Origin of the sequence: Bradyrhizobium sp. CB82, from assembly GCF_029714405.1 — a bacterium.
Lineage (GTDB): Bacteria > Pseudomonadota > Alphaproteobacteria > Rhizobiales > Xanthobacteraceae > Bradyrhizobium.
In genome coordinates this window covers 4896241-4922135 of the sequence record NZ_CP121650.1, presented here as the reverse complement: position 1 = coordinate 4922135, position 25895 = coordinate 4896241, and the positions used below count along the sequence as shown (strand labels likewise).

The following is a 25895-nucleotide window of genomic DNA, read 5'->3' as shown; positions in this document are numbered from 1 at the left end:
CCGATCGGGGAGTCCATCAACCGGATTGTCGCCTTTGGGGCAAACGCAGAAGCCTCAGTCCGCCAATGGCACGACTGGTCTGCTTCCGACAGCGGACACCGAGCGTTTACGAAAACCTACGACGCCGCGCGCGGCGCTTCGGCCGACAGGCGGGCTAGCAGCGATCTCGCCGTATCCGACGGCGACAGCGAGTCCACGCTGACGACCGGCTCGCTGCGGGGTTCGCGCTTGCCGTTCGAGGTATGGCGCATCACGGCTGAGAGGCGGCGGGCGATCATGTGCGCGGTGCGGAAATCGGTCTCCGCGAACACCACGATGACGGAACCGTCCTTCTGTGCGACGCCGAAGTCCATCTGCCGCATCAGCCGGCTCAGGATCCGCGCGGCGTCGAGCTGCGCGCGTGGATTGCGTGCATCGAAAGCGAAACGCGCCACCGACAGGCTGCCGCCGCGGGCGAGCGTCTGCTCGACAGCCTTGGAAAAATCGCGGGCAAAGGCTTCCGGCGTGAGCAGGCCGCTGCGCGGATCGAGCCAGCCGCCGGCGTCGATCGAGCGCAGCGTGCGGCCGAACTGCGTCTCCATCGCGTGCTGACGGATCAGCGGTAGCGCGTTGGCGGCGATCTGGGCCGGCTCGCCGGAGATGATCTCGAGGTTCGGCAGGTCGTAAGTCTGGGTGAGCTGATGCGCGCAGACGATCACGGGCATGCTGCGGAAGCGGGTGTCTTCCGCGAGCACCGTGAGGAAGGCGTCGGCAACGCGCGCGGTAAAGCCTTCGGCAAGCACCACGCCGTCGATGTCGCGGGTGTTGAGATGTTTTGCGGCGGCTTCGATGGAGAGCGCTCCGATCACGCCCATGCGCTCGCCGAGCGCGACAGAGAGAGCCGGATAGGCGGAGCCGCGGCCGATCAGCAGGACGGTCGCATCGCGCGCAGGGTCGATGTCGGGCAGCGAGCTCTTTGTCTCCGGCAGGCGGCGCAGCACGGTCGCGTGCAGCGTGCGGACGCGCATCGCGGCGCGCAGCCGCGCGATGAGCCGCTCGGAATCGTTGCCGCGCAGCGTGAACGGCAGCGCGTTGTGGGGCAGGGAGGTCTGGGGATCGACGACGATCAGCGGCAGGTAGAGCGCCTGCGCCGCGATCGCACTTGCGACCGCAACAAGATGCAGCTCATGTCCACTGCCAAGCGCCGCGACGACGGTGGCCGGCTGGACCTCTTCGACGGCGCGTCCGGCGCTCGCCCAATCGCTGTCGATGACAGGAAAAAGCCGGGCCTCGTCGAGCGCCGAAATGAAGGCCGGCCGCTGGGCATCGGATACAAACAGGATCGGGCCCGCCTGGGACATCTCAAGCTCTGATTACGCGCGAATGCCGCGCAATCTAGTCCGGCCGCCTTAATGCCCGGTCAACGGACGCGGTGAAAATGCCTTCAACCGGTCCCGGTGCGATCGCGAAAAGCCTCGACCATCAGGGGGTTAAGCCCGAGTTCGCCAAGCGCCTCGCGCGCCCTTGCATTGTCCTGGGCGCGACCGGCCAGGCGGTGTCCAGAGAGTCGGTCGGGCAGCGCCGTGAGCAGGGCGCCCTGGCCGAGCCGGCGTGCCCATTCCTGCAAGTCGTTGGACAGGAAGCGGTAGCCGCCGACGGCCATGATTCCGGAGGGGGGCGCCGTGATGCAGATCGCGCCGCTCTGGCGATCGAGCCGCGCGGCATAGCCGGTGTCGACATAGTCGCGCGGCGGCTGCGCCGTCAGCGTGTCGCCGACCGGGTGCGGCGGGGCATAGGCTGCGATCGGCACCATCGGTCCACGCAGGCCGAGAGTGCCTTTCGGTGTCAACAGGATCTCGCCGGCAACCGAGGAGCCGGACTGCTCCCGCGGGGCGCCGTGCGGACCTGGCATCACCGGCACGGGCATGCCGTCCTCGCCGCGCCGCGCCCCGAACAGGCCGGCCTCCCCGAACAAATAGACGTCCGTCAGCGGCGCATGCGGCGCGATCCAGGCATCGCTCGCAGCCACCTGCTCCGGTGCGCGCCACAGGCCGACGACGTTGCGCAAACCCGGCATCCGCGCCGCGAGATCGGCTTCGCCGAGCCGCAAGGCGAGCGGGGCAGGCGCGATCAGCACCTCGCAGCCCTGTTCATTGACTTGCTGCTCCAGCACCTCGCTGTCGAAGGGATGATGCAGCGCCAGCGTTCCGCCGGAGAGCAGCCAGATCGCAAGCGAGGAGGCGAGGCCGGCGAACGACATCGGTGTGAACGCCGACATGATGGTCGCGCCCTGCGGAATGTCGGCCTCAAGCGACATCGCAAGCCCGCCCGCGATGATGCTGAAATGCGGCCGCGGCACCGGACGAAAGCCTTCCGCAGTGACGTCGAAGGAGATCATCGCCGCCTTGCGGCCGTCTTGGATGACGCTGCGGGTCGTGCCGGGCGCGCGCGAAAGAACATCGTCGAGCGACGCCATGCCTTCCGGCAGGTCGGTGCCGAAGCCGCAGACGTGACGGATTGAGAAGGCTTCCGCCGCGGCATGCATGGCGAGATCGGCGTGGATGACTCCGTCGACCTTGCTCATGGTGACGATCGCACGCGCCGCGGTGCGGTTGAGCGCCGCGGTCAGTTCGGCGTGACGCCACAAGAGCGGCAGCACGGCAACGACGAGGCCGGCGCGGTGGGCGCCGAGCACCGTGAGCACGAACTCGACGGTATCAGGCAATTGCACGGCAATGACGGAGTTGGCAGGCAGGCCCGACTCGACGAAATGGGCCGACAGCGCCTCGATCGCCCGATCGGCTTCGGCATAGGTCAAGCGCCTGGGCAGATGCCCGGTGATGCGAACCTTGTTGAGGGGATCATACAGTGCCGGCGCATGTGGCTGGCGGGCCAGCGTCCGCTGGAACAGCGTGTCGAGCGTTGGCGATACGGCTGGCTGGTTCACGGCGTCACGTCGCTTGCTAGTGGCCTGTTACTTGCTCGGGTCATCCGCCTTCTGCCACCAGGTCTCCGGCAGATAACCGGACGACGCGGTAGCCGATGGCCGTTCTATCCGATTCCAGCGCGCGATCCATTGCTCCGATACGTTAAACAGAGGGATCGTGTAGAAGCCTGCGATCAGGGCGCGGTCGAGGGCACGGACGGCGGAGACGAAATCCGTGTGGTCACGGGCCTCCAGCAGGGCTGCGATCATCGCGTCGACCGCCGGGTCCTTTGCGCCCATGTAGTTGCGGGTGCCGGGATTGTCGGCGGCGGCGCTGCCCCAGTAGAACGACTGCTCGTTGCCCGGCGAAAGCGACTGGTCCCAGCGGTTCTGGATCATGTCGAACTCGTAGCCGAGCCGGCGCTGATCGAACTGCACCGGATCGACCGAACGCACGGTCGGCTCGATGCCGGCGCGCTTGAGGTCACGCGCGAAGGCGAGCGCAATGCGCTCCTGGTCGCGTGTCGTCACCAGGATCTCGAAGGTGAAGGGCGCTTTCGTCGCGCGGTTGCGCAGCACGGTGCCGTCGAGATCGTAGCCCGCCTCCGACAGCAGCTTCAGCGCCGCGCGCAGCGTGGTGCGGTCGCGGCCCGAGCCGTCCGTCACCGGCAGGCGATAGCTGCCGTCCATGATGTCCGGCCGGATCTGCGCCACGTACGGCTTCAGGAGTTGCTGCTCGCGGGCGTCGGCGGGGCGGCCATAGGCGGAGAGCTCCGAGCCCGCGAAGTAGCCGGCCACGCGCGAATAGAGGTTGAAGAAGTAGCTGCGGTTGACCAGCTCGAAGTCGAACAGCAGCGTCAGCGCCTGGCGCACGCGGATGTCGGCGAACATCGGGCGGCGGGTATTGAACACCAGAAACTCCGAGGGCTGCGGCACGCCCGGCTTGATGGTGTCGCGGATCACTTCGCCGGTCTTGACAGCGGGAAAGTCGTAGGCGTCATGCCAGCGCAGCGGCTCGGTCTCGACGCGGAAGTCATAGAGGCCGCGCTTGAAGGCTTCGAACTGGCCGTTGGCTTCGCGATAATAATCGAGCCTGATCTCGTCGAAATTGTAGAGGCCGCGGTTGACCGGCAGGTCGCGGCCCCAATAGTCGGGATTGCGGGTCAGCGTCACGCTGGTGCCGGGTTTGACGTTGGTGATGCGATAGGGTCCCGAGCCGATCGGGGCGGTCATCGTCGTCTCCTCGAAGGTCGCGACATCGACGGAATGCCTGGGCAGGATCGGCATCAGCCCCAGGATCAGCGGTAGTTCCCGGTCATTGGCCCCGGCGAGATCGAAGCGGACGGTGAGGGGATCGGGTGCCTCTGCCCTGGCGACCTTGGCGTAATATTGCCGGTGGTTGGGGCGGCCATGGTCGCGCAGGAGCTGCCAGGAGAACAGCACGTCATCGGCCAGCACCGGTGCTCCGTCGGAGAACCGCGCGCGCGGATCGAGGTGGAATGTCACGTAGGTCCGGTCCTTGTCGGTATCGACCGTCTTCGCGAGCAGGCCATACAGCGTGAAGGCCTCGTCATTGCCGCGTGCCAGCAGGCTTTCGATGACATAGCTGCGGACCTGTTGGACCGCGATGCCCCTGACGATGAACGGATTGAGGCTGTCGAAGGTGCCGAGCACCGACCAAATCAGCCGCCCGCCCTTGGGCGCATCGGGGTTGGCATAGGGCATGTGGGTGAAATCGGGCGGCAGGGCCGGCGCGCCATGCATGGCAATGGCGTAGCTCTCGGCCGCCTTGGCCGAAACGGACATGGGCCCGGCCACTGCAAGAGCAAGCGCCACGCAGGCCGCAACGGCTAAGCGCAGGCACCTAGACATGAACAACGGCGCGCGGATTGATTCGGGGACCGGTCACGCCCAAACCCTAGCATAGGCCTTCGTCTTAAGCCTCTCTGCCCACTTCAAACATGCTTGTCGGCATTGATCTTTTCGTCCGCCACGTTAAGAAGGCGGGCAATCGCGCAGGAGCGTCGAACTTGTCACGTTTCCGCCTCTATTGATGGGGAGACAGCCGCGCCAAGGCGGCTCGGTTTCGGTGCTTATCAGCGGTTCGGGCACTTCCCGTTCAGAAAGGGTTTTCCGCAATGAATTTCCGTATTTTGGCCGCGTCGGTCCGGCCGCGCGGGCGCCTTCTCGCCCTGCTGACGGCCTCGGCACTGGCTGTTCCGTTCGCCGCCCAGGCTCAGACCGCAACGCCTGCTCCGGCGGCGCCAAAGGCTGCTCCGAAAGCCGCGCCGAAGGCGGCTCCCAAGGCGCCTGCGCCCGCCGCACCGGCGCCCCAGGCCCAGGGCCAGGCGCCCGCCGCCGGCGCTCCGCCGGCCGGCGCACCGCCTGCCGACCAGCAACAGCAGCAGATCCAGCTGATCTACGCGCCCTGGACCAAGTTCTGCCTGAAGGGCCAGGACGCCAACGCCAAGCAGGTCTGCTTCACCGGCAAGGACGGCCGCATCGAGTCCGGCCAGCCGGTGATCGCCGCCGTAATCATCGAGCCGGAAGGCGAGCCGAAGAAGATTCTTCGGGTCACGCTGCCGCTCGGCATGCAGCTCGTGCACGGCACCCGCATCATCGTCGACAACAATCCGCCGCTGCAGAGCCCCTACGTGATCTGCTTCGCCAACGGCTGCATGTCGGACTATGAGGCGACCGCCGACCTCATCAACAACCTGAAGAAGGGCCAGAACCTGGTGGTTCAGGCGATCAACGCCAATGGCGCGCCGCTGACGCTGCCGTTGCCGCTGGCCGGCGAATTCGCCAAGGCCTATGACGGTCCGCCAACCGATCCGAAGGTGTTCGAAGAGAACCAGAAGAAGCTTCAGGAAGAACTTCAGAAGAAGGCCGACGAGCAGCGCAAGAAGCTCGAGCAAAGCGGTCAGGCGGCGCCTTCGGCCCAGAAGTAATCGTGCCGACGCAGAACACGAAAAGGCGCTCGAATGAGCGCCTTTTTTTATTGGCTTGATTGGCCGGATTCGAAAGGGATCAGTTGAGCGACGGATTGCGCGGGCGATAGCCGCCCGACTTGTCCTTCACGAAGATCTCGGCGACCTGCGAATGCCGGATCGGCTCGCCGGAATCGTCGGGCAACAGGTTCTGCTCGGAGACGTAGGCGACGTATTCGGACTCCGCGTTTTCCGCCAGCAGATGGTAGAACGGCTGATCCTTGTGGGGCCGGACGTCCTCGGGGATCGACAGCCACCATTCCTCGGTGTTGTTGAATTCCGGATCGATGTCGAAGATCACGCCCCGGAACGAGAAGATCCGGTGGCGCACGACCTGTCCGATCTGGAATTTGGCGGTCCGCGCTTTAATCATGCTTCGTCGATAGACCAGGATTGTGGCCGATGCTAGTGCCCAGCTTGGAATTAACCTGCGGCGGGCGGGTGGATAGCCCCGAATACCTCAGAAATCACTTCACAAATGGTCGATATCCTCAATCTGGCCCTACCTTATTTTGGGCTGATCTTCGTCGGTTTCGTCTGCGGCAAGGCCAAATCCCTGCCTGAATCGGGCCTCGCCTGGATGAACTTCGGACGGCTGGCGTTTCCGTGAGACGCGGCTGGGCATTTCACCTCTCCCCAGCGGGGAGAGGTGAAAGAGGTCCACGGCTCGCATCAAACGAAATCTATTACGGTTACCGTCGCCACGTCGGCGCCAGTCCTTCACGCATCGCAAAGCGCCGCAGCGGGCCGATGGCGCCGAGCAGGTGCATGCCGATGGCGCGGACCGGCTGCAGCGGCAGAAAATCGTTCAGCAGCGAACGGTTCGCCATATCGATCATGAACGTGCGGCTCAGAATGTCTGGACGACGGGCCCGGTCGTAGCGCTTGAGCACCTCATCCGCGCCGGGATCGCGGCCGGCCGCGATCCCCTCTCCAGCGAGCTTGGCGATATCGGCGGCATCCCGCAGGCCCAGATTGAGGCCCTGCGCGCCGATCGGGGGAACCACATGGGCCGCTTCGCCAACGAGTGCGATGCGTTCGCGGCCAAAGGATTTCGGCCGCTCGATAGCGAGCGGAAACAGGTTGCGGCCCGGTTCCACGCTCATGCGACCCAGGATGGAATGCGATTGCTTCTCGATCGCCGTCGAGAGTTCCTCATCGCTCAGGGCCCTGAGCCGCTCGGCGTCAGCAGGCGAGGCGACCCACACGACGCTGCAACGATCGCCCGGCAGCGGCACGAACACGCAAGGCCCGTGCGGCGTGTGGAACTCGGTCGAGACGTTGCGATGCGGCCGGGAATGGCTGACGTTGAAGGTCAACGCCGTCTGCTCCAGATCGAGCCGCGTGACGTCGATGCCGGCGGCCTCGCGGCACAGCGAATGCCGGCCGTCGGCGCCGACCACGAGGTGCGCCGTCAGGTACTGCCCTGCGGCGGTGTGGATCGCGACGTCCTCGGCCTCCGTGAGGACGCTGTCGGCCTCGTCATCGAAGCGAAGAAGATTGGCAAGTTCGGTGGCGCGCGCCTCGAGCGCGAGCATTAGCGAACGGTTGTCGATGTTGTAGCCGAACGCATCGAGCCCGATCTCATGGCAGGAGAACCGTACCTCCGGCGCGCGGATCAGGCGGCCGGTGTCGTCGACGAGCCGCATCGCCTCCAGCGGCGCGGCCTTGTCGCTGCAGCGCGACCAGACCCCGAGCCCGTCCAGGAATTCAACGGAGCCGCCGAGCAGCGCGGTGGTGCGGTTGTCGGAATAGGGCGCGCGCCGCGCCACCAGCGCCGTGCGTGCGCCGGTCTCCGCCAGCGCGATGGCCGCGGCGAGGCCCGCCGGTCCACCGCCGATCACGGCCACGTCAAAAGGTGCTGCTAGGTCTGTCATGACCCCGGACATTTGACATGGCCGGCGGCAAATTCAAGCCGCTTGTTTCGCGCGAATTTGTCGCGAATTGCGCGGCCGGAGGTTGCCCCCGCTTATGTGCAAATCGTTCTCATTCTGATAGCACTGCGCCAGCCATGGATACCCAGCAGGATTCTCTCAACCCCACGCCGGTCGCCCGCGCCGCGGCTTTCTCCGTGCATATCTTCACGGCGTTCGGCGGTGCGGTGGCGCTGCTGGCGATGCTGGAGGCCGTGCGCGAGCATTGGGCGGCGATGTTTCAATGGCTCGGCGTCGCTCTCATCATCGACGCGATCGACGGGCCGATCGCACGCAGGCTGAATGTCAAGCACGTGCAGCCGAACTGGTCGGGCGACGTGCTCGATCTCGTGGTCGATTTCGTCACCTATGTGTTCGTGCCGGCCTACGCGATCGTGGCGAGCGGCCTGTTGCTGCCGGTCGCAGCGCCGCTGCTGGGCGTCGCCATCATCGTCACCAGCGCGCTGTATTTCGCCGACCTGCGCATGAAGGCCGAGGACAATCACTTCCGCGGCTTTCCGGCACTGTGGAACGCTGCGGCGTTCTATCTGTTCCTGCTGCATTGGCCGCCGCTATGGTCGACGCTGCTGGTTGCGGCGCTGGTCATCCTGACCTTCGTTCCCTTCCATGTGCTGCATCCGGTCCGCGTGGTGCGCCTGCGCTGGCTCACGATGTCGCTGATCGTGATCTGGGCCGTGCTCGGCCTCTATGCGCTGGAGATGGATTTCCAGGTCGGCACGGCCGCGAAGGTCGCGCTGTGCGCGATCGCGCTCTGGATTGTCGGCAGCGACGCCGTGATCAGGATGGCAAGATTCTTCGCATGATGCATCTCATCACCAGCCCGGAAGCCTGGGCCGCGCTTCTCACCTTGACCTCGCTCGAGATCGTGCTCGGCATCGACAACGTCATCTTCCTGTCGGTGATCGTCTCGCGCATCCCCGACAGGCAGGCGCACCGCGCCCGCCAGATCGGGCTGGCGCTGGCCCTGGTGTTCCGCATCATCCTGCTCAGCGTCCTGGTCTGGCTGATCGGTCTGACCCAGCCGGTGTTCTCGTTCGGGGGCTATGATTTCTCCTGGCGCGACCTCATCCTGATCGGCGGCGGCCTGTTCCTGATCGCGAAAGCGACCCACGAGATCCATGCCGAGGTCGATGCGGATGACGAGGAGGGCGAGGACGATTCCGGCCGCCGCGCCTTCTTCTGGGTGATCGCCCAGATCGTCGTCATCGACATCGTGTTCTCGCTGGATTCCATCATCACCGCGATCGGCATGGCGCAGGACCTCGAGATCATGATCGCGGCTGTCGTGATCGCGTGCCTGGTGATGTACATTTCCTCGGGACCGGTGGCGCGATTCGTCGCCGAGCATCCCACCACCAAGATGCTGGCACTGGCATTTTTGGTGCTGATCGGCGTTGCGCTGGTCGCGGATGGATTCAAGTTTCACATTCCGCGCGGCTACATCTACTTCGCAATTGCGTTCTCGGCGGCGGTCGAATTCTTCAACGTGCTGGCCAAGCGTAACCGCAAGAAGACCGGCAAATAGCCCGGTTTGTCCGGTCCGCTCCTACCGGAAGTTGACAAGGCAGGCGCGATGGCTTTCGCTTGCACTCAACAAAAACGAGGAGGTCAGGTGATGACCAAAGCCGTCCGCGTGCACAAGGTCGGGGGTCCCGAAGCCCTGGTCTATGAGAGCGTCGAGGTGCCGGCGCCGGGACCGGGCGAGGTGCGCATCCGCCAGCACGCGGTTGGGTTGAACTTCATCGACGTCTATTTCCGCACCGGCCTCTACAAGGCCCCGGGACTTCCCTTCATCGCCGGCAACGAGGCGGCGGGCGAGGTCGTTTCCGTCGGGCCCGGCGTGACGAATTTCCACCCCGGCGACCGCGTCGCCTACTACCACAATCTCGGCGCCTACACCGGCGAGCGCAACATGCCCTGGGAGCGGCTGGTCAAGCTGCCCGATCACATCACCTACGAGCAGGGCGCCGTGCTGATGCTAAAGGGGCTCACCGTCTGGTATCTCCTGCACAAGACCTTCAAGGTCGAGCCGCATCATCGCGTGCTGATCCATGCCGCCGCCGGCGGCATCGGCCTGCTCGCCTGCCAATGGGCGAGGGCGCTCGGGGCGCACGTCATCGGCACCGTCGGCTCGCGCGCCAAGGCCGAGCTTGCCGAAGCCAATGGCTGCGACCACGTCATCCTTTACAACGAGGAGGATTTCGTCGCGCGTGTGAAGCAGATCAGCCGCAACGAGGGCTGCGACGTGGTCTATGACGGCGTCGGCAAGGCGACTTTCCCCGGCTCGCTCTCCTGCCTGAAGCCGCGCGGCATGTTTGTCTCCTTCGGCAATGCCTCGGGACCCGTGCCGCCGTTCGCTATCGCCGAGCTCAACAATCACGGCTCGCTGTTTGCGACCCGGCCGAAACTCAACGACTATATCGGCAGGCGTTCGGAATTGCTGGAAGGCGCCGACACGCTGTTCGCCGCGGTGATCAGCGGCAAGCTGCACGTGCCGATCAACCACGCCTATGCGCTGAAGGACGCAGCGAAAGCGCATATCGATCTGGAGAGCCGCGCCACCACGGGCGCGTCGATCTTGAAGCCGTAACGCGTCGCAGAGGACTTCGTTGAACTGTGCCCCGATGCGCGATCGCCCATCTTCGCGGCTGCTGATCGTCAATCGCGACAACAGGTTGCTGCTGTTCAAGTTCGACCACAAGCAGGGGCCGCTCGCAGGACAGTGCTTCTGGGGCACCCCGGGAGGTGGACTCGAACCTGGCGAAAGCTACGAGGACGCCGCCATCCGGGAGTTGCTTGAAGAGACCGGCATCGCAGTCCTCAGTCCGGGTCCACAAGTATTCCAGCAAACCGTGGTTCTCCAGTTGCCCGATGGCGAGACGGTGACGGGAGATGAGCGCTTCTTCCTTATCCGCATCGAAGAAGCCGCGATATCCAGAGATCGCTGGACCGAGCTGGAGCGCCAGATGATGACGGATTACCATTGGTGGTCGGAGTCCGAGTTGCGCGCGAGGACAGAGCAAGTCTGGCCGGACGACCTCGCCCGGATCCTTGCGCTGACCGGCATGACGCCGGCCAGCGTGTGACATCGGACTACGCGACCCTCCGTGCCGCGCCCGCTTTGGTCAGGATCGCATCGAGGCAATCGATCATCTCGGCGATCTCCTCGCGCGTGACGTTGAGCGCCGGCATGAAGCGCAGCGTGTCGACCTGTGGCGCATTGAGCAGGACACCTTCTTGGAATGCCTGCGCGACAATCGCCGGTGCGATCGGCAGTTTCAGGTCGAGCGCCAGGAGCAGGCCGCGGCCGCGCACCTCGCCGAGCCCGTGCCGTGCCGAGACCTTCTGCAACTCGCTCTCGAGCAACAGACCGGCGTCGGTGACGGCCTTCAGAAATTCCGGCTTGCCGACTTCCTCAAGCACCGCGAGCCCGGCCGCGCACATCACGGGATTGCCGTTGAACGTACCGCCCTGGTCGCCATGCTCGAAGCATGAGGCGTGCTCGGTCGCAAGCAAAGCGGCGAGCGGCACACCGCCGCCGATGCCCTTGCCGAGCGTCATGATGTCGGGCGCAACCCCGGCATGCTCGTAGTGGAAGAGCTTTCCCGTCCGGCCCATGCCGGTCTGGATCTCGTCAAAGACCAGCAAGAGGCCATGCGCCTTGGTGAGTGCGCGCAGCTCCTGCAAAAACTTGTCGGTCGCCGGCCATACGCCGGCCTCGCCCTGGATCGGTTCGAGCATCACGGCCACGGTGTTGGCGGTGACGAGCGCCTCGACGGAGGCGATGTCGTTCAGCGTCGCCCTCTTGAAGCCCGAGACTTTCGGCTCGAACAGCGGCTCAAAGGCCTTCTTGCCCGACGCCGACATGGTGGCGAGCGTGCGGCCGTGAAAGCCGCCTGCGAAGGTGATGATCTCGAACGCACCGCCTTTGTGCACGCTACCAAACTTGCGCGCCAACTTGATCGCGCCCTCGTTGGCCTCCGCGCCGGAATTGGCGAAGAACACCCGGTCGAAGCAACTGGTCTCGACCAGCGCCTGCGCGAGTTTCAGGCTCGGCTCGTTGTAGAAGGCCGGGCTCGGCGTCAAAAGCCGCCTGGACTGCGCGGACAGCGCATCGGCAACCGCCGGCGGCGAATGGCCGAGGCAGTTGACCGCCCATCCCTGCACGAAATCGAGATAGCGCTTGCGGCTGTCGTCCCAGAGGTAGGAGCCCGCGCCGCGGACGAACACGGCCTTCGGCCGAGCCGTGATGTCCATCAGCGCATCGTACGGATGGGTAGCGTTGGTCATGTCAGACTCCTCTTGGGGCAGGGAAAGTTCGGGGAAGATGCGCACGAAAAAGCGAGAAGGCCGCACTTTGCGGGTGCGGCCTTCTCGAAAACTCTGCTGATGTCAGTGCTTCAGCGGCGTCGTCGGACATGGCGCAACCCATCATCGTCGCGGGTGCGACGACGGAAAGCTGCGCGGCGGTGGGTCCGAGACGAGATCATGGGGCGCCGCCATACAGCCGAAGGGCAACGCTTGTCAAGCCGCTCCGCGACGGGAGTAAGGCGCGGTGATTACGCGACGCCCCAGATCGCCTTGCATCAATTGCGCCAGCGCCGAACTATTTTCACGCCCGCGTGTTTGTACCATTCAGGCGCCGTTTGGTTCGAACCGGGCCGGCGACCTGCGCGACCAAGTAGACAACTCCATCCCTGCAGGCGCGCCCCTTGTCCGATCCCATCTATTGCATCGACGTCGACAGCATCCGCCGAGCCTTTCCGCCCGGCACAGAGGCGCCGCCCCTGCTGCTCGATTTTGCAGGCTGGCTCGAGGGCCGACCCTGGGGCAGCGTCGGCTGCTTCGATCTGCGCGGGCAGTTCGCCGATACCGCGCCACTGTTCGACAGCAGCCCATTGCGCGACAAGTTTGCCCTGTTCATGCGCCTGCCGGATGGCTCCGCCGTCGGCGCCTGGTATGGCGAGGGTCTCGACAGCGCCGATCCGCCGATCGTCGGACTTGGATCGGAGGGCGAATACGACATCCTCGCGCCGTCGCTGCCCTGGCTTATCGCCAAGCTCGCGGCCCAGGAATTCGAGCACTCGTGGCACGATCTGGCGCCGCACGACGATGTCGAATGCCAGATGGTCGAACTTGCGTTGTGGCTGAAACAGCGGCTCGCCGATGTGGGGCTGACGCCGCTCGAGCAGGCATCGTCGCGCCTGCCGGATTTCCGTGGCTTCATGGCGAAGTGGAGCAGGGATCGCGAGGAGTATTGGTCAAATCATCCGATGATGGCCGAGCTCGGCTGGCGGCTTGCCGCGCACTTACCGAAGGGCAAGAACCCCTGGGATAAGACGTCATTCGAGGTCGCGATCGTCGGTGCGCAATATCAGGCGCGCCTCAACTGGCCAGGACCGCGACCGCTGAAGGAGGCCAAGGCGATCGAGCCGTTGCTGCGTGAATTGCGCGACGACATGCGCCGCGCGCAGCCGGAGCTCGGGCTTTGGTACTCGATGGTTTTTGGCCTCTACGCCGACGGCCGCGTCATGCCGCGCTTCGACTATGACGAGCGCCCGACGATCGAGGACGTGCCTGCGGAGCTATCCGAGGCGAAGGCGGATCTTGCCCGTGCGCCGCGGCCGGAGCGCTGGGTGCCGACCTGGCTCGCCTGAGTGGAGCGCTGACCTAGAATCCCGCGACGGAGCCGTGCAGATCGTAGGCATCGGCGCGTTCGATTTTGGCGGTGACGATCTCGCCGACGCGCAAGGGCCGGCGGCTCGACAGATAAACGGCGCCGTCGATCTCCGGCGCATCCGCCTTGGAGCGGCCTTTCGCAACGGTCGGGCCGATTTCGTCGATGATGACCTGCTGGCGGGTGCCGATCTTGCGCTTGAGCCTCCGCGCCGAAATCTTCTGCTGGCGCGCCATCAGCGCGTTGTAGCGCTCCTGCTTCACCTCATCCGGGACAGCGCCGGGCAGCGCGTTGGAGGTGGCGCCCGCCACCGCCTCGTATTTGAAGCAGCCGACGCGATCGATCTCGGCTTCATCAAGCCAGTCGAGCAGATAGGCGAAGTCCGCATCGGTCTCGCCGGGAAAGCCGACGATGAAGGTCGAGCGCAAGGTGAGATCGGGACATTCCTCGCGCCAGCGCTTGATCCGCGCCAGCGTCTTGTCCTGCGCCGCCGGCCGCTTCATCGCTTTGAGGACTTCGGGGCTCGCGTGCTGGAAGGGGATGTCGAGATAGGGCAGCACCTTGCCCGCGGTCATCAGCGCGATGACCTCGTCGACATGCGGGTAGGGGTAGACATATTGCAGCCGGACCCAGGCCCCCAACTCGCCGAGCTCGCGCGCAAGGTCGAGGAATCTGGCGCGGACTTGGCGGTCCTTCCACGGGCTCTCGGCATATTTGACGTCGACGCCATAGGCCGACGTGTCCTGCGAGATGACCAGCAGCTCCTTGACGCCGGCGCCGACCAGCCGCTCGGCCTCGCGCAACACATCGTTGGCGGGACGCGACACCAGGTCGCCGCGCAGCTTCGGGATGATGCAGAAAGTGCAGCGGTTGTTGCAGCCCTCGGAGATCTTCACATAGGCGTAGTGCCGCGGCGTCAGCTTGATGCCCTGCGGCGGCACCAGGTCGAGATGCGGACTGTGCGCCGGCGGCAGCGCCCGGTGCACGGCATCGAGCACGGACTCGTATTGCTGCGGCCCCGAAATCGAGAGAACGCCGGGATAGGCCTGCTCGATCTGCTCAGGCTCGGCGCCCATGCAGCCGGTCACGATCACCTTGCCGTTCTCGGCCATGGCCTCGCCGATCGCCGAGAGCGATTCCTGCTTGGCGCTGTCGAGGAAGCCACACGTGTTAACGATGACGATATCGGCCCCGTCATGCTTGCGGGCGAGCTCGTAGCCCTCGGCGCGCAGGCGCGTGATGATGCGCTCGGAATCCACCAATGCCTTGGGACACCCGAGCGAAACGAAGCTGACCTTGGGCGCAGCCGTCTGATCCATACCTAAATCTGCCTGATTGACCGCTTGCAGCTAGTCCTAATTGCCCACAATTACAACCCTTTGCATGCGGCTCCGGCATGCTATGGATGCGTCGCCCGGGGATGAGTTGAGCGATGAGCGCCGAACAGTCGCCTAAAATTGTGATTGTCGACGAAAGCCCGATCCGGGCCGCGATCCTCGAGGAGGGGTTGCGGGAGGCGGGCTTCACCGAGGTCGTGCATATCAGCGAAATGCAGAGCCTGCTCGCCCGCATCTATGCCGTCGACCCCGATATCATCCTGATCGATCTGGAGAACCCCAGCCGCGACGTCCTGGAACAGATGTTCCAGGTCAGCCGCGCCGTGCGCCGGCCGATCGCGATGTTCGTCGACCAGAGTGATTCGGCCTCGATCCAGGCCTCCGTGGAGGCGGGGGTATCCGCCTACATCGTCGACGGGCTGAAGAAAGAGCGCATCAAGCCGATCCTCGACCTCTGCGTGTCCCGCTTCAACGCCTTCGCGAAACTCCAGGAGGAGCTGGAGCGCACCAAATCGCAGCTCGAGGACCGCAAGATCATCGAGCGCGCCAAGGGCATATTGATGCGAGTGAAGGGTCTGACCGAAGACGAGGCCTATGTGCTGATGCGCTCCACCGCGATGCGCGAAAAGAAGAAGATCGGCGAGATCGCCCAGTCGATCATCACCGCGTCGGAGATGCTGAAATGACCGGACCGCTCCGCATAGGGTTCATCCCGCTGGTCGATGCCGCCGCGCTGATCGTCGCCGTCGACAAGGGCTTTACCGCGGCCGAAGGGCTCGAGGTCGAGCTGGTGCGCGAGGTCTCCTGGTCCAACGTCCGCGACAAGCTCAATATCGGCCTGTTCGATGCGGCGCATCTGCTCGCGCCCGTCGCGATCGCGTCCTCGCTCGGCCTCGGCCACGTCAAGGTTCCGATCGCAGCACCCTTCAACCTCGGCATCAACGGCAATGCCATCACGGTCTCGCCGCTGCTCCACGCTGCACTGATGGAGGAGATCGACGGCAACCGCTTCGATCCGATGGCGACCGCCAAAGCGCTCTCGCGCGTGGTGGCGAAGCGTCGCAACGCGGGGGCCGAGCCGCTGACCTTCGGCATGACCTTCCCGTTCTCGACCCACAACTACCAGCTCCGGTTCTGGATGGCGGCGGCCGGCGTCGATCCCGACGAGGACGTGCGCCTCGTGGTGCTGCCGCCACCCTACATGGTCGACAGCCTCGCCAACGGCCATGTCGACGCGTTCTGCGTCGGCGCGCCCTGGAATTCGGTCGCGGTCGACCTCGGCATCGGCCATATCCTGCATTTCGTCTCGGACATTTTGGTTCGCGCGGCGGAGAAGGTTTTGGCGGTGCGCCAAACGTGGGCCGACAAGAATCCCGAATTGGTCGCCGCGCTGGTGCGCGCCGCGGTGAAGGCTGCGGAGTTCATCGAGTATCCGGACAACCGTGACGAGACCGCGCGCATCCTGGCCCAGCCGGAGCGCATTGGCGTCGATGCCGAAGTGATCCGGCGCACCCTGGGTGGCCGCCTGAAGATCTCGCCCGACGGCACGCTGCGCGAGAGCGACCGCTATCTGCTGGTCGGACGCGAGGGGGCAGGGCGGCCGGAGCCCGTCCAGGCCGCTTGGCTCTATGCGCAGATGGTGCGCTGGGGGCAGACGGCACTCAGCGAGACCGCACTGAGGACCGCCATGGGCGTTTTCCGGCCCGACCTCTACGACGCCGCAGTGGGGCAAAGCGGGGGTGGCGCGGACGCCGCCGGCGGGCCGTTCGTGGCCTTCGCCGGGCCGGCTTTCGACCCCCAGGATCTGGCCGGCTATCTCGCCTCCTTCGAGGTCGGGCATCGCACTCGTTAGGTCTTGCTCAAAAAATAAGCGCATCGATTCGAAGGCTAAACTTTGGGCTATTGCTGCCCGATGCGGCATGAATTCTGATCCATTTCATGCACCGCACATTCTTCTAAGTCTCTGATTTAAAACAATTTCCGGATTTGTGCTGCGTTGGCACACTCCTTGAATAGGAGGTGACGAGCCGACCGGCGTGGAAGCTGGTGGCCCAAATCCATGATGGATTTCCGCAGCAACGAGGCTGATCGGATCGCCCCGGGTTCCGGCCAGGCCACGTGCGCCTGAAATCGTGCTCCCAGCGATCAACGTCGTTTCAACCCGTTGTGGCCGCCACGCGCGGCGCTGGAGCTTCGATATGGATTACGCAAAACCCTCCGACGTCTTAGCCTCGATGGTCGATGCCAGCCTGAAGAAGCTGGCGCTCGGTCCGCGCGACCTCCTGATCCGCGGCGCGATTTCCGGCGCGCTCCTGGGCGCGGCCACGACGCTCGCCTTCACTGGCGCAGTGACCACCGGCCAGCCCATTGTCGGGGCGCTGATCTTTCCCGTCAGCCTCGTGATGATCGTGCTGCTCGGCCTCGAGTTAGTGACCGGCAGCTTCGCCATCGTGCCGCTTGCGCGCCTCGAGGGCAAAGCCACCTGGAATGCCGTAATTGCCAACTGGTCCTGGGTCTTCGTTGCTAACCTGCTCGGCAGCCTCGCCTTTGGCGTGCTGATCGCGATCTCGCTCACCAATATGGGCAAGATCGAGATCGCCGGCGTCGCTGCACGTATCGTTGCTGTGGCCGAAGCGAAGACGATCGGCAACGCCGCGATCGGCACCGCCGGCATGGTCTCCGTCTTCGTCAAGGCGATCCTCTGCAACTGGCTGGTCTGCCTCGGCGTCGTCATGGCGATGACCTCGACATCCACGGTCGGCAAGATCACCGCGACGTGGTTGCCGATCTTCCTGTTCTTTGCGCTCGGCTTCGAGCACGCCGTCGTCAACATGTTCGTCATTCCGACTGGCATGCTGCTCGGCGCCAAGGTCAGCGTGTCCGACTGGTGGCTGTGGAATCAGATCCCTGTGACGCTCGGCAACCTCGTCGGCGGCTTCGTCTTCACCGGCCTTGCGCTCTACGTCACCTACAAGCCCGCCAAGCCGGCGGCCGAAGTGGCGCAGGTCGCGGTTCAGCCAGCAGAGTAGGTCCGGTTACCCCATGAAACTCGACACAGCACCCACGGCCGACTTCTCCGACGAGCAGAAGCGCTATCTCGAAGGCTTCATGTCCGGCCTCCAGGTCGGACGTGTGGGCCGCGCCTTTGCCGCCGGCGGCGCTCCCGCCGCGGCGGCCAGCGCGCCGTCGGAGCCGACCGGTCCCGATGCCGCGGCGCTCAAGGCGCAGGACAAGGTCACGGCGTCGGGCAAGAAGCTTGCCGACCAGGAGAAGTTCAAGCGCGAGCTGCATCCCTTCGACGGCTACGAGCGGCTGAAGGACCAGGCCCGCAACAACGCGAACCCGACGCCGGCAGACAATTTCCGCTGGCGCTATTACGGTATCTTCTGGGTCGCGCCGGCGCAGACCTCCTACATGGCGCGCCTGCGCATTCCGAACGGCATCCTGAAGCACTGGCAGATGTCGGGTCTTGCCGATCTGGCTGAGGCTTACGGCGGCGGCTACACCCATGTGACCACGCGCGCCAACTTCCAGATCCGCGAGATCGAGCCGAAGAACGCGGTCGCGTTGATTGAAGGCATCCAGGACATCGGCCTGTGCTCGCGCGGCTCCGGTGCGGACAACATCCGCAACGTCACGGGCACGCCGACCGCCGGCATCGATCCGCAGGAGCTGCTCGACACGCGCCCCTACGCGCGCGAGTGGCACTACCACATCCTCAACGACCGCTCGCTCTATGGCCTGCCGCGCAAGTTCAACGTCGCCTTCGACGGCGCGGGTCGCGTCGCCGTGCTGGAGGAGACCAACGACATCGCGTTCTCAGCGGTGGAAGTGAAGGACGGCTTCGGCGTCGACGCCGGCGTCTGGTTCAGGCTCGGCATCGGCGGCATCACCGGCCACAGAGATTTTGCAAAGTATTCGGACATCGTCGTTCGTCCCGAGGACGCCACTGCAGTTGCTGACGCGATCGTGCGCGTCTTCATCGAGCATGGTGACCGTACCAATCGCACCAAGGCGCGGCTGAAGTACGTGCTCGACAACATGGGGCACGACCAGTTTCTCAAGCTCGTCGAGGAGCGGCTCAAGAAGCCGTTCGCGCGCGTGCCGGCGGACGCGATTGCACCGCGCCCAAGCTTCGATCGCATGGCTCATATCGGCGCCCACAGGCAGAAGCAGGCCGGGCTCAACTGGGTCGGCGTCGCGCTGCCGGTCGGCAAGCTCACCTGTGAGCAGATGCGCGGCATCGGCAAGATCGCGCAGGATCTCGGCGACGGCGACATCCGCCTGACCGTCTGGCAGAACTTCTTGATCTCGGGCGTGCGCGACGACAACGTCGCGCTGGTCACCGCAGCTGTCGAAAAGCTCGGGCTTGCGACAGAGGTCTCGAACGTCCGCGCCGGCCTGATCGCCTGCACCGGCAATGCCGGCTGCAAGTTCGCGGCCTCAGACACCAAACGCCACGCCGCCGCGATCGGCGACTGGTGCGACGAGCGCGTCAAGCTCGATACGCCGCTCAACATCCATCTGACCGGCTGCCATCACTCCTGCGCGCAGCACTTCATCTCCGACATCGGCCTGATCGCGGCCAAGGTACCTGGCGCGACGGAGGAGGACACGGTCGAGGGCTATCACCTCTTCACCGGCGGCGGCTTCGGCCCCGATGCCGATATCGGTCAGGAAGTCTATCACGACGTGAAGGCTGAGGATGCACCCAGGCTCGTCGAGGGTCTCTTGAAGGCCTATCTCGCCAACCGCGCCTCGCCGGAAGAAACGTTCCTCACCTTCTCGCGTCGCCATGACGGCGAAGCCCTGCGCAAACTGGCCGGAGCGGAAGCAACAGCATGACCCAGATGCCTGTCCCACCGAAACTCGAGATCATCCCGCCGAATGCGCCCTTCAGCGAGGGGCAGCGGCTGTGGCTGAATGGATTTCTCGTGGGCATGTTCGGCCTCGACGGCTCGACGCCGCTGTCGCCCGCCGAAAACGGTGCGGTGCTCGCGCCGCAGGGCGACGGCGATGATGGCGAGGCGCCCTGGCACGATCCGGCGATGCCGATCGGCGATCGCATGAAGCTTGCGGAAGGGCGTCCGCTCCGCCGCCGCATGATGGCGGCGATGGCGCAGCAGGATTGCGGCCAGTGCGGTTACAATTGCGCCGACTATTCCGACGCCATCGCCAAGAAGAGCGAGGCCCGCCTCAACCTCTGTGCTCCCGGCGGCAAGGAGACCGCGCGGATGCTGAAGCAGCTCTATGAGGAGCTGGACAAGGCGCCGGCAGCGAAGCCTTCGGATGGCGCTGCGGCTCAGTCGGCCGCCGCACCCGAATTGAAGGCCGAGCTGGGTCGCGCCCGCGAAAATCCGGCTGAAGCGGTGTTCCTGTCGCGGCGCCTTCTCAACAAGCAAGGCTCCGAGAAGGAGACCTATCATATCGAGTTCGATCTCTCGGAGAGCAGGCTCGACTATGTGGTCGGCGATTCCTTTGGCGTGTTCGCGCGCAACGATCTCGGTCTCGTCGACCAGATCATCGCTCTGCTCGGCGCCTCCCATACCACGCAGGTCAACGGCAAGACGCTGCGCGAAGCGCTTGTCGAGGACGTCTCGCTGTCGCCGGCGCCGGACAAGCTGTTCGAGCTGCTGTCCTTCATCACTGGCGGCGCGCAGCGCGAGAAGGCGCGGGCACTGGCGCAGGGCGAGGATCCCGATGGTGATGCCGCAACGCTTGACGTCATGGCGGCGCTGCAAAAATTCTCTGGCTGCCGGCCGCATCCCGAAGCCTTCGTCGAAGCGCTCGAGCCATTGCAGCCGCGGCTCTACTCGATCTCGTCCTCACACAACGCAACGCCTGGAAAGCTCTCGCTGACCGTCGATTCCGTGCGCTACGTCATCGGCAAGCGCAAGCGCCTCGGCGTCGCCTCGACCTTCCTCGGCGAACGCATCACCGAGGGCGAGAAGTTGAAGGTCTATGTGCAGAAGGCGCACGGCTTTGCTTTGCCGCGGGACCCGAAGACGCCGATCATCATGGTGGGTCCCGGCACCGGGGTCGCGCCGTTCCGCGCCTTCCTGCTCGACCGCAAGGCGACCGGCGCGCCCGGCAAGAACTGGCTGTTCTTCGGCCATCAGCGCAGCGACTGCGATTTCTTCTATCGCGACGAGCTCAACGCGCTCAAGACCTCGGGCTTGCTCACCCGCCTCTCGTTGGCCTGGTCGCGCGACGGCGAGAAGAAGTTTTACGTGCAGGACCGCATGCGCGAGCTCGGCCGCGAGGTGTGGACGTGGCTTGCCGAAGGCGCGCACCTCTACATCTGCGGCGATGCCAAGCGCATGGCCAAGGATGTCGAGCGAGCGCTGGTCGACATCGTCGCGCAGTTCGGCGCACGTTCCACGGATGAGGCCGTGAGCTTCGTGGCCGATCTCAAGAAGAAGGGCAGGTTCCAGGCGGACGTCTATTAGTGTGCGGGAGCCGGATCCATTGTCTTAAAGATTGAACGAATAAGATTCTCGGAACCCGCGGGTGAAGAGAATTTCCCTCTGCGACGGCGGTTCTGAAGAGAACCGCCGTCGCTATTTCCGCCACCATCTTGTTCGCCGCCGCGATTGCTCCTTCATATCCACGCAAATGGGGCGTTGGAGATCGACCATGCGCGAACTATCGGCGGAAGCCAGGCTACACTTCTACGCGCGCTCGCTCTCGCGGCTGACCGGGGCTAGCGTGCACCATGTCGCGCTCTACAGCGCTTTTGCGGTCATCGCGGCCATCGTCTTCGGCACGCTGTCGGTGCACCCGTTTTGAATCTTCGTAGGGTGGGTTGCCTAACTGTGTCACTAACCCTCATGGTGAGGAGCGCGAAGCGCGTCTCGAACCATGAGGCCCCGCCCGTGGCCCACATCCTTCGAGACGCTTGCTTCGCAAGCTCCTCAGGATGAGGAGTGAGAGCGTTTATGACGCGGTAAGGTTAGCCGAACGCGTAACCCACCACTTCTCTCTTCTCTCTTCGTGGAATGCGCTTCGCTAACCCACCGTACAATTCGTGTCACGCCGCGCGCTTGAATGGCGCGACCGCAATCCCGGCATCCTTCAGCGCCTGACGCAGACTGCGCGCGATATCCACCGCGCCTTGCGTATCACCGTGGATGCACACCGTATCCGTCCGCATCTTGATGATCTTGCCGGTCACCGAGACGACGGCGCCGTCCTGCACCATGCGCACGACGCGCTCGGCGATCGCGTTCGCATCGTGCAAGACCGCGCCAGGCTTCTTGCGCGAGACCAAGTTGCCGTCGTCCTCATAGGCGCGGTCGGCGAACACCTCATGCACCATCGGCAGGTTGGCGTCCTCGCCGGCCTTCACCAGCTTCGAGTTGGCGAGCACCACAAAGATCAGCGAGGGGTCGACGGACTTGATGCCGGCTGCGATTGCCTTTGCGGTCATGTCGTCCTCGCAGGCGACATTGGAGAGCGCGCCATGCGCCTTCACATGCGTGACCTTATGGCCGGCCGCAGTCGCGATCGCCTGGAGCGCGCCGATCTGGTAGGCGACGAGATTCTCGATCTCCGACGCCTTCAGCCCGACGATCGGATGCCGGCCAAAGCCGTGCAGGTCGCGATACCCAGGATGCGCGCCGATCGAGACGCCGCGCGCCTTCGCAAGCTCGACCGTCCGCCGCATGATGTCGGGGTCGCCGGCATGGAAGCCGCAGGCGATGTTGACCGAGGTCGCAAGCTCCAACATCGCGGCGTCGTTGCCCATCTCCCAGGCGCCAAATCCCTCACCGAGGTCGCAGTTGAGATCGATCGTCGTCATGGTGCTCTCCGCCTCTGGTCTTCTTGTCGGTTAAGGCTCGGCCGAAACCTGCCATGTCCCGGCATCGACCGCGTTCACAGCTTGGCCAGCGACATTAGCATCGTGCAGCGCCTCGATGTTGAGCTCAACGGTGTCGGCGGCGCGCAAGCGGTCTGGGAGGCTGCGGAGGAGCTGCGCGAATTTTTTCGCCTCGTCCTGCGCCTCGGCCATGCTGACCGCCTTGAAGCGGAATGCCGTGCCGGCCGAGGTCTGGGCAAGGCGGCCGAGATCGGCGGAGATCACGGTCGCGATCTTCGGATAGCCGCCGCTGGTGCCACGATCCATCATCAGGACGATCGGCGCGCCATTGCCGGGCACCTGGATGCTGCCGTTGACCGTGCCGTCGGAGACGATGTTGTGGCCGTGCAGATGCTTGATCACTGGGCCTTCGAGCCGGTAGCCCATGCGATCCGAGGTCGCCGAGATCTTCCAGTCGCTACTCAGGAACAGCGCCTTGTTGGCGTCGTCGAACTCGTCGTCCTGCGGCCCCAGCACCACGCGGATCGGACCGTTCGGTGGCTTGGGCAATTCGATCCGTTGTTCGGCCTTGCCGCTTGCGGCCGCGACGCTGAATTCATCGCCGGCCTGAAGCGGACGGGGGTAGGGGCTGCCGAGCCCGGCGCGCGCGTTGACCGCGAGGCTGCCGAACACCGGCTCGCCCTGGATAGCCCCTTCGATCGCGAGATAGCTGAACGCGCCGCCGCGGGCGAAGCCGAGCGTCAGCGTCTCGCCGTCCTTCAGCGTCGCCGAGGTCTCGCTCGCCACCGGCTTGCCGGCGATATCGGCATTGCGCGGCGCGCCCGCGAGTGCAACGCGCACCGCACCGTCGCGCGCGGTGAAGGAGGCGCCGAACGGGCCGATCTCGACGACGGCCGCGAACAGATCGTTGCCGACGAGGCAATTGGCGGCTGCCAGCGCCAACCGGTCCATCGCGCCGCTCGGCGTGAGGCCATAGCGCTGCGAGCCCGGCCGCCCGCCGTCCTGGACGGAACTGGCCGGCCCGATGCTGGTGATGATGAGGCGGCTCATGACTCCGTCAGCTCCGCAATGATCTCGCCGGCTTCGGCGGCGCGGTCCTGCTCCGCAAAGGTCTTGTGGTCGACGGCAAAAAACGTCACGCGATCACCGGGTTCGGTGAGGAAGGTGGGATTCCGGTGGAGCTGATAGGTCCGCACGGGGGTGCGCCCCAACAGGTGCCAGCCGCTGGGACCGGCGAGGCATTGGACACCGGTCTGCACGCCGCCGATCGAGATCGTGCCGGCGGGCGTCAGCAGCCGCGGATTCTGCCGCCGCGACATGTGCAGGGATTTTTCGAGGCCGCTGAGATAGGACCAGCCCGGGGTGAAGCCGACCATCGCGACGCGGTAGTCGCCGGCCACATGCCGGGCGACGATGTCCTCGGGGGTGGTGCTCAGCGCCTTGGCAACGTCCTCGAGGTCGATGCCGTGCTCGCCGCCATAGGCCACGGGAATGCGCCAACGGCGCGTTTTGGTGGTGGACGGCTGTGGCTGGCTTGCAAGTGCGAGCAGCTTTTCGCCGAGCGCATCGTAGCCGATCCGGCCCGGATCGTAGTGCACCAGCAGCGAGCGATAGGTCGGCACCGCCTCGGTGACGCCCTCGATGCCGGCTTCGGTGAGCGCGCGATCGAGCGCCAACACGCGCTGGTTGGCGGCGTCGTCAATGGTGCGGCTGAACTCGACCGTGACGGCACTGTCGCCACTGGGCAGAAGGCGGGGCGGGGGAAGCGTCGCGGCCATGAGCTGTCGAAATCGGCCTTCTGGAAGATCGCGGGAGACTCCCTTGCTTCCCGCTGCCCCCTTTGCTTCGCGTAAATATGCCCGCAAGTCCAATAAATTAATGCAAGGGTGTCCGATAAAGCCTTGTTATCGCATCGCATAACAGCCCTGCGCCGCTTTGCCTTGGCCCTTGACGGCAGGCCCGCGCCTCGCAAGATGCGCGCGTCGTTTCCCGCCTATCCGGAGCTCGTTGTCGTCCATGTCGCTATCCCCCGAAGCCCGCAAGACCCTCGCCGGCATCACCACCGCCACCATCACCACGGTCCTCCTGAAGAAGGGTCTGCGCAATGTCTGGATGCGCGGCGCGCGTCCGCTGCGTCCGGGGTTGCCGCGGCTGGTCGGCCCGGCCTTCACGCTGCGCTTCGTGCCGGCGCGCGAGGATCTGGCGACGCCGGAATCCTGGTCCTCGCCGATCTCGACCCGCACCGCGATCGAGGCGATGCCCGAGGGCTGCATCGCCGTGGTCGATGCGATGGGCATCACCGATGCCGGCATCTTCGGCGACATCCTCTGCGCGCGCATGGTCAAGCGCGGCGTTACCGCGCTCGTCACCGACGGTGTCGTGCGAGACGTCGAGGGCGTGCTCGGTACCAACCTTCCGGTGTGGTGCGACGGCTATGCCGCGCCGCCGTCGGTCGCGGGCCTGACTTTCGTCGGCTGGGGCGAGCCGATCGGCTGCGGCGGCGTTGCGGTGTTTCCGAACGACATCGTCGTCGCCGACCAGGACGGCTGCGTGCTGATTCCGCAGGCGATGCTCGACCACGTGCTCAACGAAGGTGTCGAGCAGGAGCGGATGGAAGCCTGGATCGTGAACGAGGTGAACAACGGCGCCGTGCTGCCGGGCCTCTATCCGATGAACGCCGAGACCAAGGCGCGCTACGCCGCGAGCAAGAAGTAACGAAAAACCAAGCGAGGTACCCCATGGAGATCCACGTCGCAGGCACGCGGCCGACCCGCCGCGCGCCCAAGGAGAACTTCACCGGCACGGTGTTGCAGGACCCCGTCATCATGGCGCCCGCGCCGGCACGGCTGAACTGCTCGCGCGTCTCGTTCGAGCCGGGTGCGCGCACCAACTGGCACACCCATCCCCTCGGGCAGACGCTCTACGTCATCTCCGGCGTCGGCCGCGTCCAGGCCAAGGGCGGCCCGATCAGGGAAATCCGCCCCGGCGACACGGTCTGGATTCCACCAAACGAATTGCACTGGCATGGCGCTTCGCCAACCAACGGCATGACTCATATTGCCATGCAGGAGGCGCTCGACGGCGTCTACTCGACCTGGATGGATCCTGTTACCGACGCGGAATATTCGGCGCCGGTCGGTTAGCTACGGTCTCGCTCCCGGATGCAGCGCAGCGCGCCAGCGGTGCGTTGCTGATCCGTGGCCCAGGGCTACATCTTCTCCGCCGCCACGTTC

General features: G+C 65.2%; 23 protein-coding genes and 2 pseudogenes. 15 read left to right on the top strand and 10 right to left on the bottom strand.

Annotated features, from left to right (window positions below; translation table 11 throughout):
• Positions 1–116: 116 nt before the first annotated feature.
• From QA640_RS23920 to QA640_RS23910, 3 genes are all read right to left on the bottom strand, one after another.
• On the bottom strand, positions 117–1340 hold the full coding sequence (locus tag QA640_RS23920) for a GGDEF domain-containing protein (protein WP_283035404.1): 1224 nt from the start codon (positions 1338–1340) through the stop codon (positions 117–119).
• Between the two features lie 83 nt (positions 1341–1423).
• Positions 1424–2926 carry a class I adenylate-forming enzyme family protein gene (locus QA640_RS23915; RefSeq protein WP_283035403.1) on the bottom strand — a complete coding sequence of 501 codons (1503 nt, stop codon included), beginning with the start codon at positions 2924–2926 and terminating at the stop codon, positions 1424–1426.
• Between the two features lie 27 nt (positions 2927–2953).
• Positions 2954–4711, bottom strand: coding sequence for an extracellular solute-binding protein (locus QA640_RS23910; protein ID WP_283035402.1), 1758 nt, complete (start codon positions 4709–4711; stop codon positions 2954–2956).
• A gap of 332 nt (positions 4712–5043) precedes the next feature.
• Here QA640_RS23910 and QA640_RS23905 point away from each other — a divergent pair, with 332 nt between their 5' ends.
• Positions 5044–5856, top strand: coding sequence for an invasion associated locus B family protein (locus QA640_RS23905; RefSeq protein ID WP_283035401.1), 813 nt, complete (start codon positions 5044–5046; stop codon positions 5854–5856).
• A gap of 79 nt (positions 5857–5935) precedes the next feature.
• Here the strand turns inward: QA640_RS23905 and hspQ are convergent, their stop codons facing one another.
• On the bottom strand, positions 5936–6268 hold the full coding sequence (hspQ, locus tag QA640_RS23900; protein WP_283035400.1) for a heat shock protein HspQ: 333 nt from the start codon (positions 6266–6268) through the stop codon (positions 5936–5938).
• A 105-nt stretch (positions 6269–6373) separates the two neighbouring features.
• Between hspQ and QA640_RS23895 the strand changes: the two are divergent.
• A pseudogene (locus QA640_RS23895) lies at positions 6374–6484 on the top strand (AEC family transporter); the annotation flags it as partial.
• A gap of 103 nt (positions 6485–6587) precedes the next feature.
• On the opposite strand, the gene QA640_RS23890 reads toward QA640_RS23895, so the two are convergent.
• Positions 6588–7772: a UbiH/UbiF family hydroxylase gene (locus QA640_RS23890; RefSeq protein WP_283035399.1), complete on the bottom strand. Its 1185-nt coding sequence runs from the start codon at positions 7770–7772 to the stop codon at positions 6588–6590.
• A 117-nt stretch (positions 7773–7889) separates the two neighbouring features.
• On the opposite strand from QA640_RS23890, the pseudogene pcsA reads away from it, so the two are divergent.
• From pcsA to QA640_RS23870, 4 genes and pseudogenes are all read left to right on the top strand, one after another.
• Positions 7890–8632 (top strand): annotated as a pseudogene (gene pcsA / locus QA640_RS23885) (phosphatidylcholine synthase).
• Positions 8629–9354, top strand: coding sequence for a TerC family protein (locus tag QA640_RS23880; protein WP_283035398.1), 726 nt, complete (start codon positions 8629–8631; stop codon positions 9352–9354). Before pcsA ends, QA640_RS23880 begins: the two are co-directional and overlap by 4 nt.
• A 90-nt stretch (positions 9355–9444) precedes the next feature.
• Positions 9445–10419, top strand: coding sequence for a quinone oxidoreductase (locus QA640_RS23875; protein ID WP_283035397.1), 975 nt, complete (start codon positions 9445–9447; stop codon positions 10417–10419).
• Positions 10420–10453: 34 nt separating this feature from the next.
• Entirely contained in the window at positions 10454–10915 is a 462-nt protein-coding gene (locus QA640_RS23870) for an NUDIX domain-containing protein (RefSeq protein WP_283035396.1), read from the top strand.
• A 7-nt stretch (positions 10916–10922) separates the two neighbouring features.
• Here the strand turns inward: QA640_RS23870 and QA640_RS23865 are convergent, their stop codons facing one another.
• Entirely contained in the window at positions 10923–12119 is a 1197-nt protein-coding gene (locus QA640_RS23865; protein ID WP_283035395.1) for an acetylornithine transaminase, read from the bottom strand.
• 422 nt (positions 12120–12541) lie between these two features.
• Here QA640_RS23865 and QA640_RS23860 point away from each other — a divergent pair, with 422 nt between their 5' ends.
• Positions 12542–13486, top strand: coding sequence for a hypothetical protein (locus QA640_RS23860; protein ID WP_283035394.1), 945 nt, complete (start codon positions 12542–12544; stop codon positions 13484–13486).
• A 13-nt stretch (positions 13487–13499) separates the two neighbouring features.
• On the opposite strand, the gene rimO is transcribed toward QA640_RS23860, so the two are convergent.
• Positions 13500–14825 (bottom strand): 30S ribosomal protein S12 methylthiotransferase RimO, encoded by a 1326-nt coding sequence (gene rimO, locus QA640_RS23855; protein ID WP_283035393.1) that lies wholly within the window; start codon positions 14823–14825, stop codon positions 13500–13502.
• A gap of 113 nt (positions 14826–14938) precedes the next feature.
• Between rimO and QA640_RS23850 the strand changes: the two genes are divergently transcribed.
• The 6 genes from QA640_RS23850 to QA640_RS23825 all read left to right on the top strand — a co-directional run bounded on the left by QA640_RS23850 (position 14939) and on the right by QA640_RS23825 (position 21632).
• Positions 14939–15529, top strand: a complete 591-nt coding sequence (locus QA640_RS23850; protein ID WP_283035392.1) for an ANTAR domain-containing protein — start codon at positions 14939–14941, stop codon at positions 15527–15529.
• On the top strand, positions 15526–16695 hold the full coding sequence (locus QA640_RS23845) for a CmpA/NrtA family ABC transporter substrate-binding protein (protein WP_283035391.1): 1170 nt from the start codon (positions 15526–15528) through the stop codon (positions 16693–16695). The genes QA640_RS23850 and QA640_RS23845 overlap by 4 nt, the downstream gene beginning before the upstream one ends.
• 346 nt (positions 16696–17041) lie before the next feature.
• Positions 17042–17872, top strand: coding sequence for a formate/nitrite transporter family protein (locus QA640_RS23840; protein WP_283035390.1), 831 nt, complete (start codon positions 17042–17044; stop codon positions 17870–17872).
• A 13-nt stretch (positions 17873–17885) separates the two neighbouring features.
• Positions 17886–19688: a NirA family protein gene (locus tag QA640_RS23835; RefSeq protein WP_283035389.1), complete on the top strand. Its 1803-nt coding sequence runs from the start codon at positions 17886–17888 to the stop codon at positions 19686–19688.
• Positions 19685–21292: a sulfite reductase subunit alpha gene (locus tag QA640_RS23830; RefSeq protein WP_283035388.1), complete on the top strand. Its 1608-nt coding sequence runs from the start codon at positions 19685–19687 to the stop codon at positions 21290–21292. Before QA640_RS23835 ends, QA640_RS23830 begins: the two co-directional genes overlap by 4 nt.
• Positions 21293–21479: 187 nt before the next feature.
• Positions 21480–21632 (top strand): hypothetical protein, encoded by a 153-nt coding sequence (locus tag QA640_RS23825; protein WP_283035387.1) that lies wholly within the window; start codon positions 21480–21482, stop codon positions 21630–21632.
• A gap of 241 nt (positions 21633–21873) precedes the next feature.
• On the opposite strand, the gene QA640_RS23820 is transcribed toward QA640_RS23825, so the two are convergent.
• From QA640_RS23820 to pxpB, 3 genes are read right to left on the bottom strand one after another with little or no spacing between them, the layout of a single operon-like run.
• Entirely contained in the window at positions 21874–22644 is a 771-nt protein-coding gene (locus QA640_RS23820; protein WP_283035386.1) for a 5-oxoprolinase subunit PxpA, read from the bottom strand.
• Between the two features lie 30 nt (positions 22645–22674).
• A complete protein-coding gene (locus QA640_RS23815) occupies positions 22675–23712 on the bottom strand; it encodes a biotin-dependent carboxyltransferase family protein (protein WP_283035385.1) in 1038 nt (345 codons plus the stop codon).
• Positions 23709–24440: a 5-oxoprolinase subunit PxpB gene (pxpB, locus tag QA640_RS23810; RefSeq protein ID WP_283035384.1), complete on the bottom strand. Its 732-nt coding sequence runs from the start codon at positions 24438–24440 to the stop codon at positions 23709–23711. The genes QA640_RS23815 and pxpB overlap by 4 nt, the downstream gene beginning before the upstream one ends.
• A 238-nt stretch (positions 24441–24678) precedes the next feature.
• Between pxpB and QA640_RS23805 the strand changes: the two genes are divergently transcribed.
• Positions 24679–25377 (top strand): ribonuclease activity regulator RraA, encoded by a 699-nt coding sequence (locus QA640_RS23805; protein ID WP_036012452.1) that lies wholly within the window; start codon positions 24679–24681, stop codon positions 25375–25377.
• Between the two features lie 23 nt (positions 25378–25400).
• Entirely contained in the window at positions 25401–25805 is a 405-nt protein-coding gene (locus QA640_RS23800; protein WP_283035383.1) for a cupin domain-containing protein, read from the top strand.
• The last annotated feature ends 90 nt before the right edge of the window (positions 25806–25895 follow it).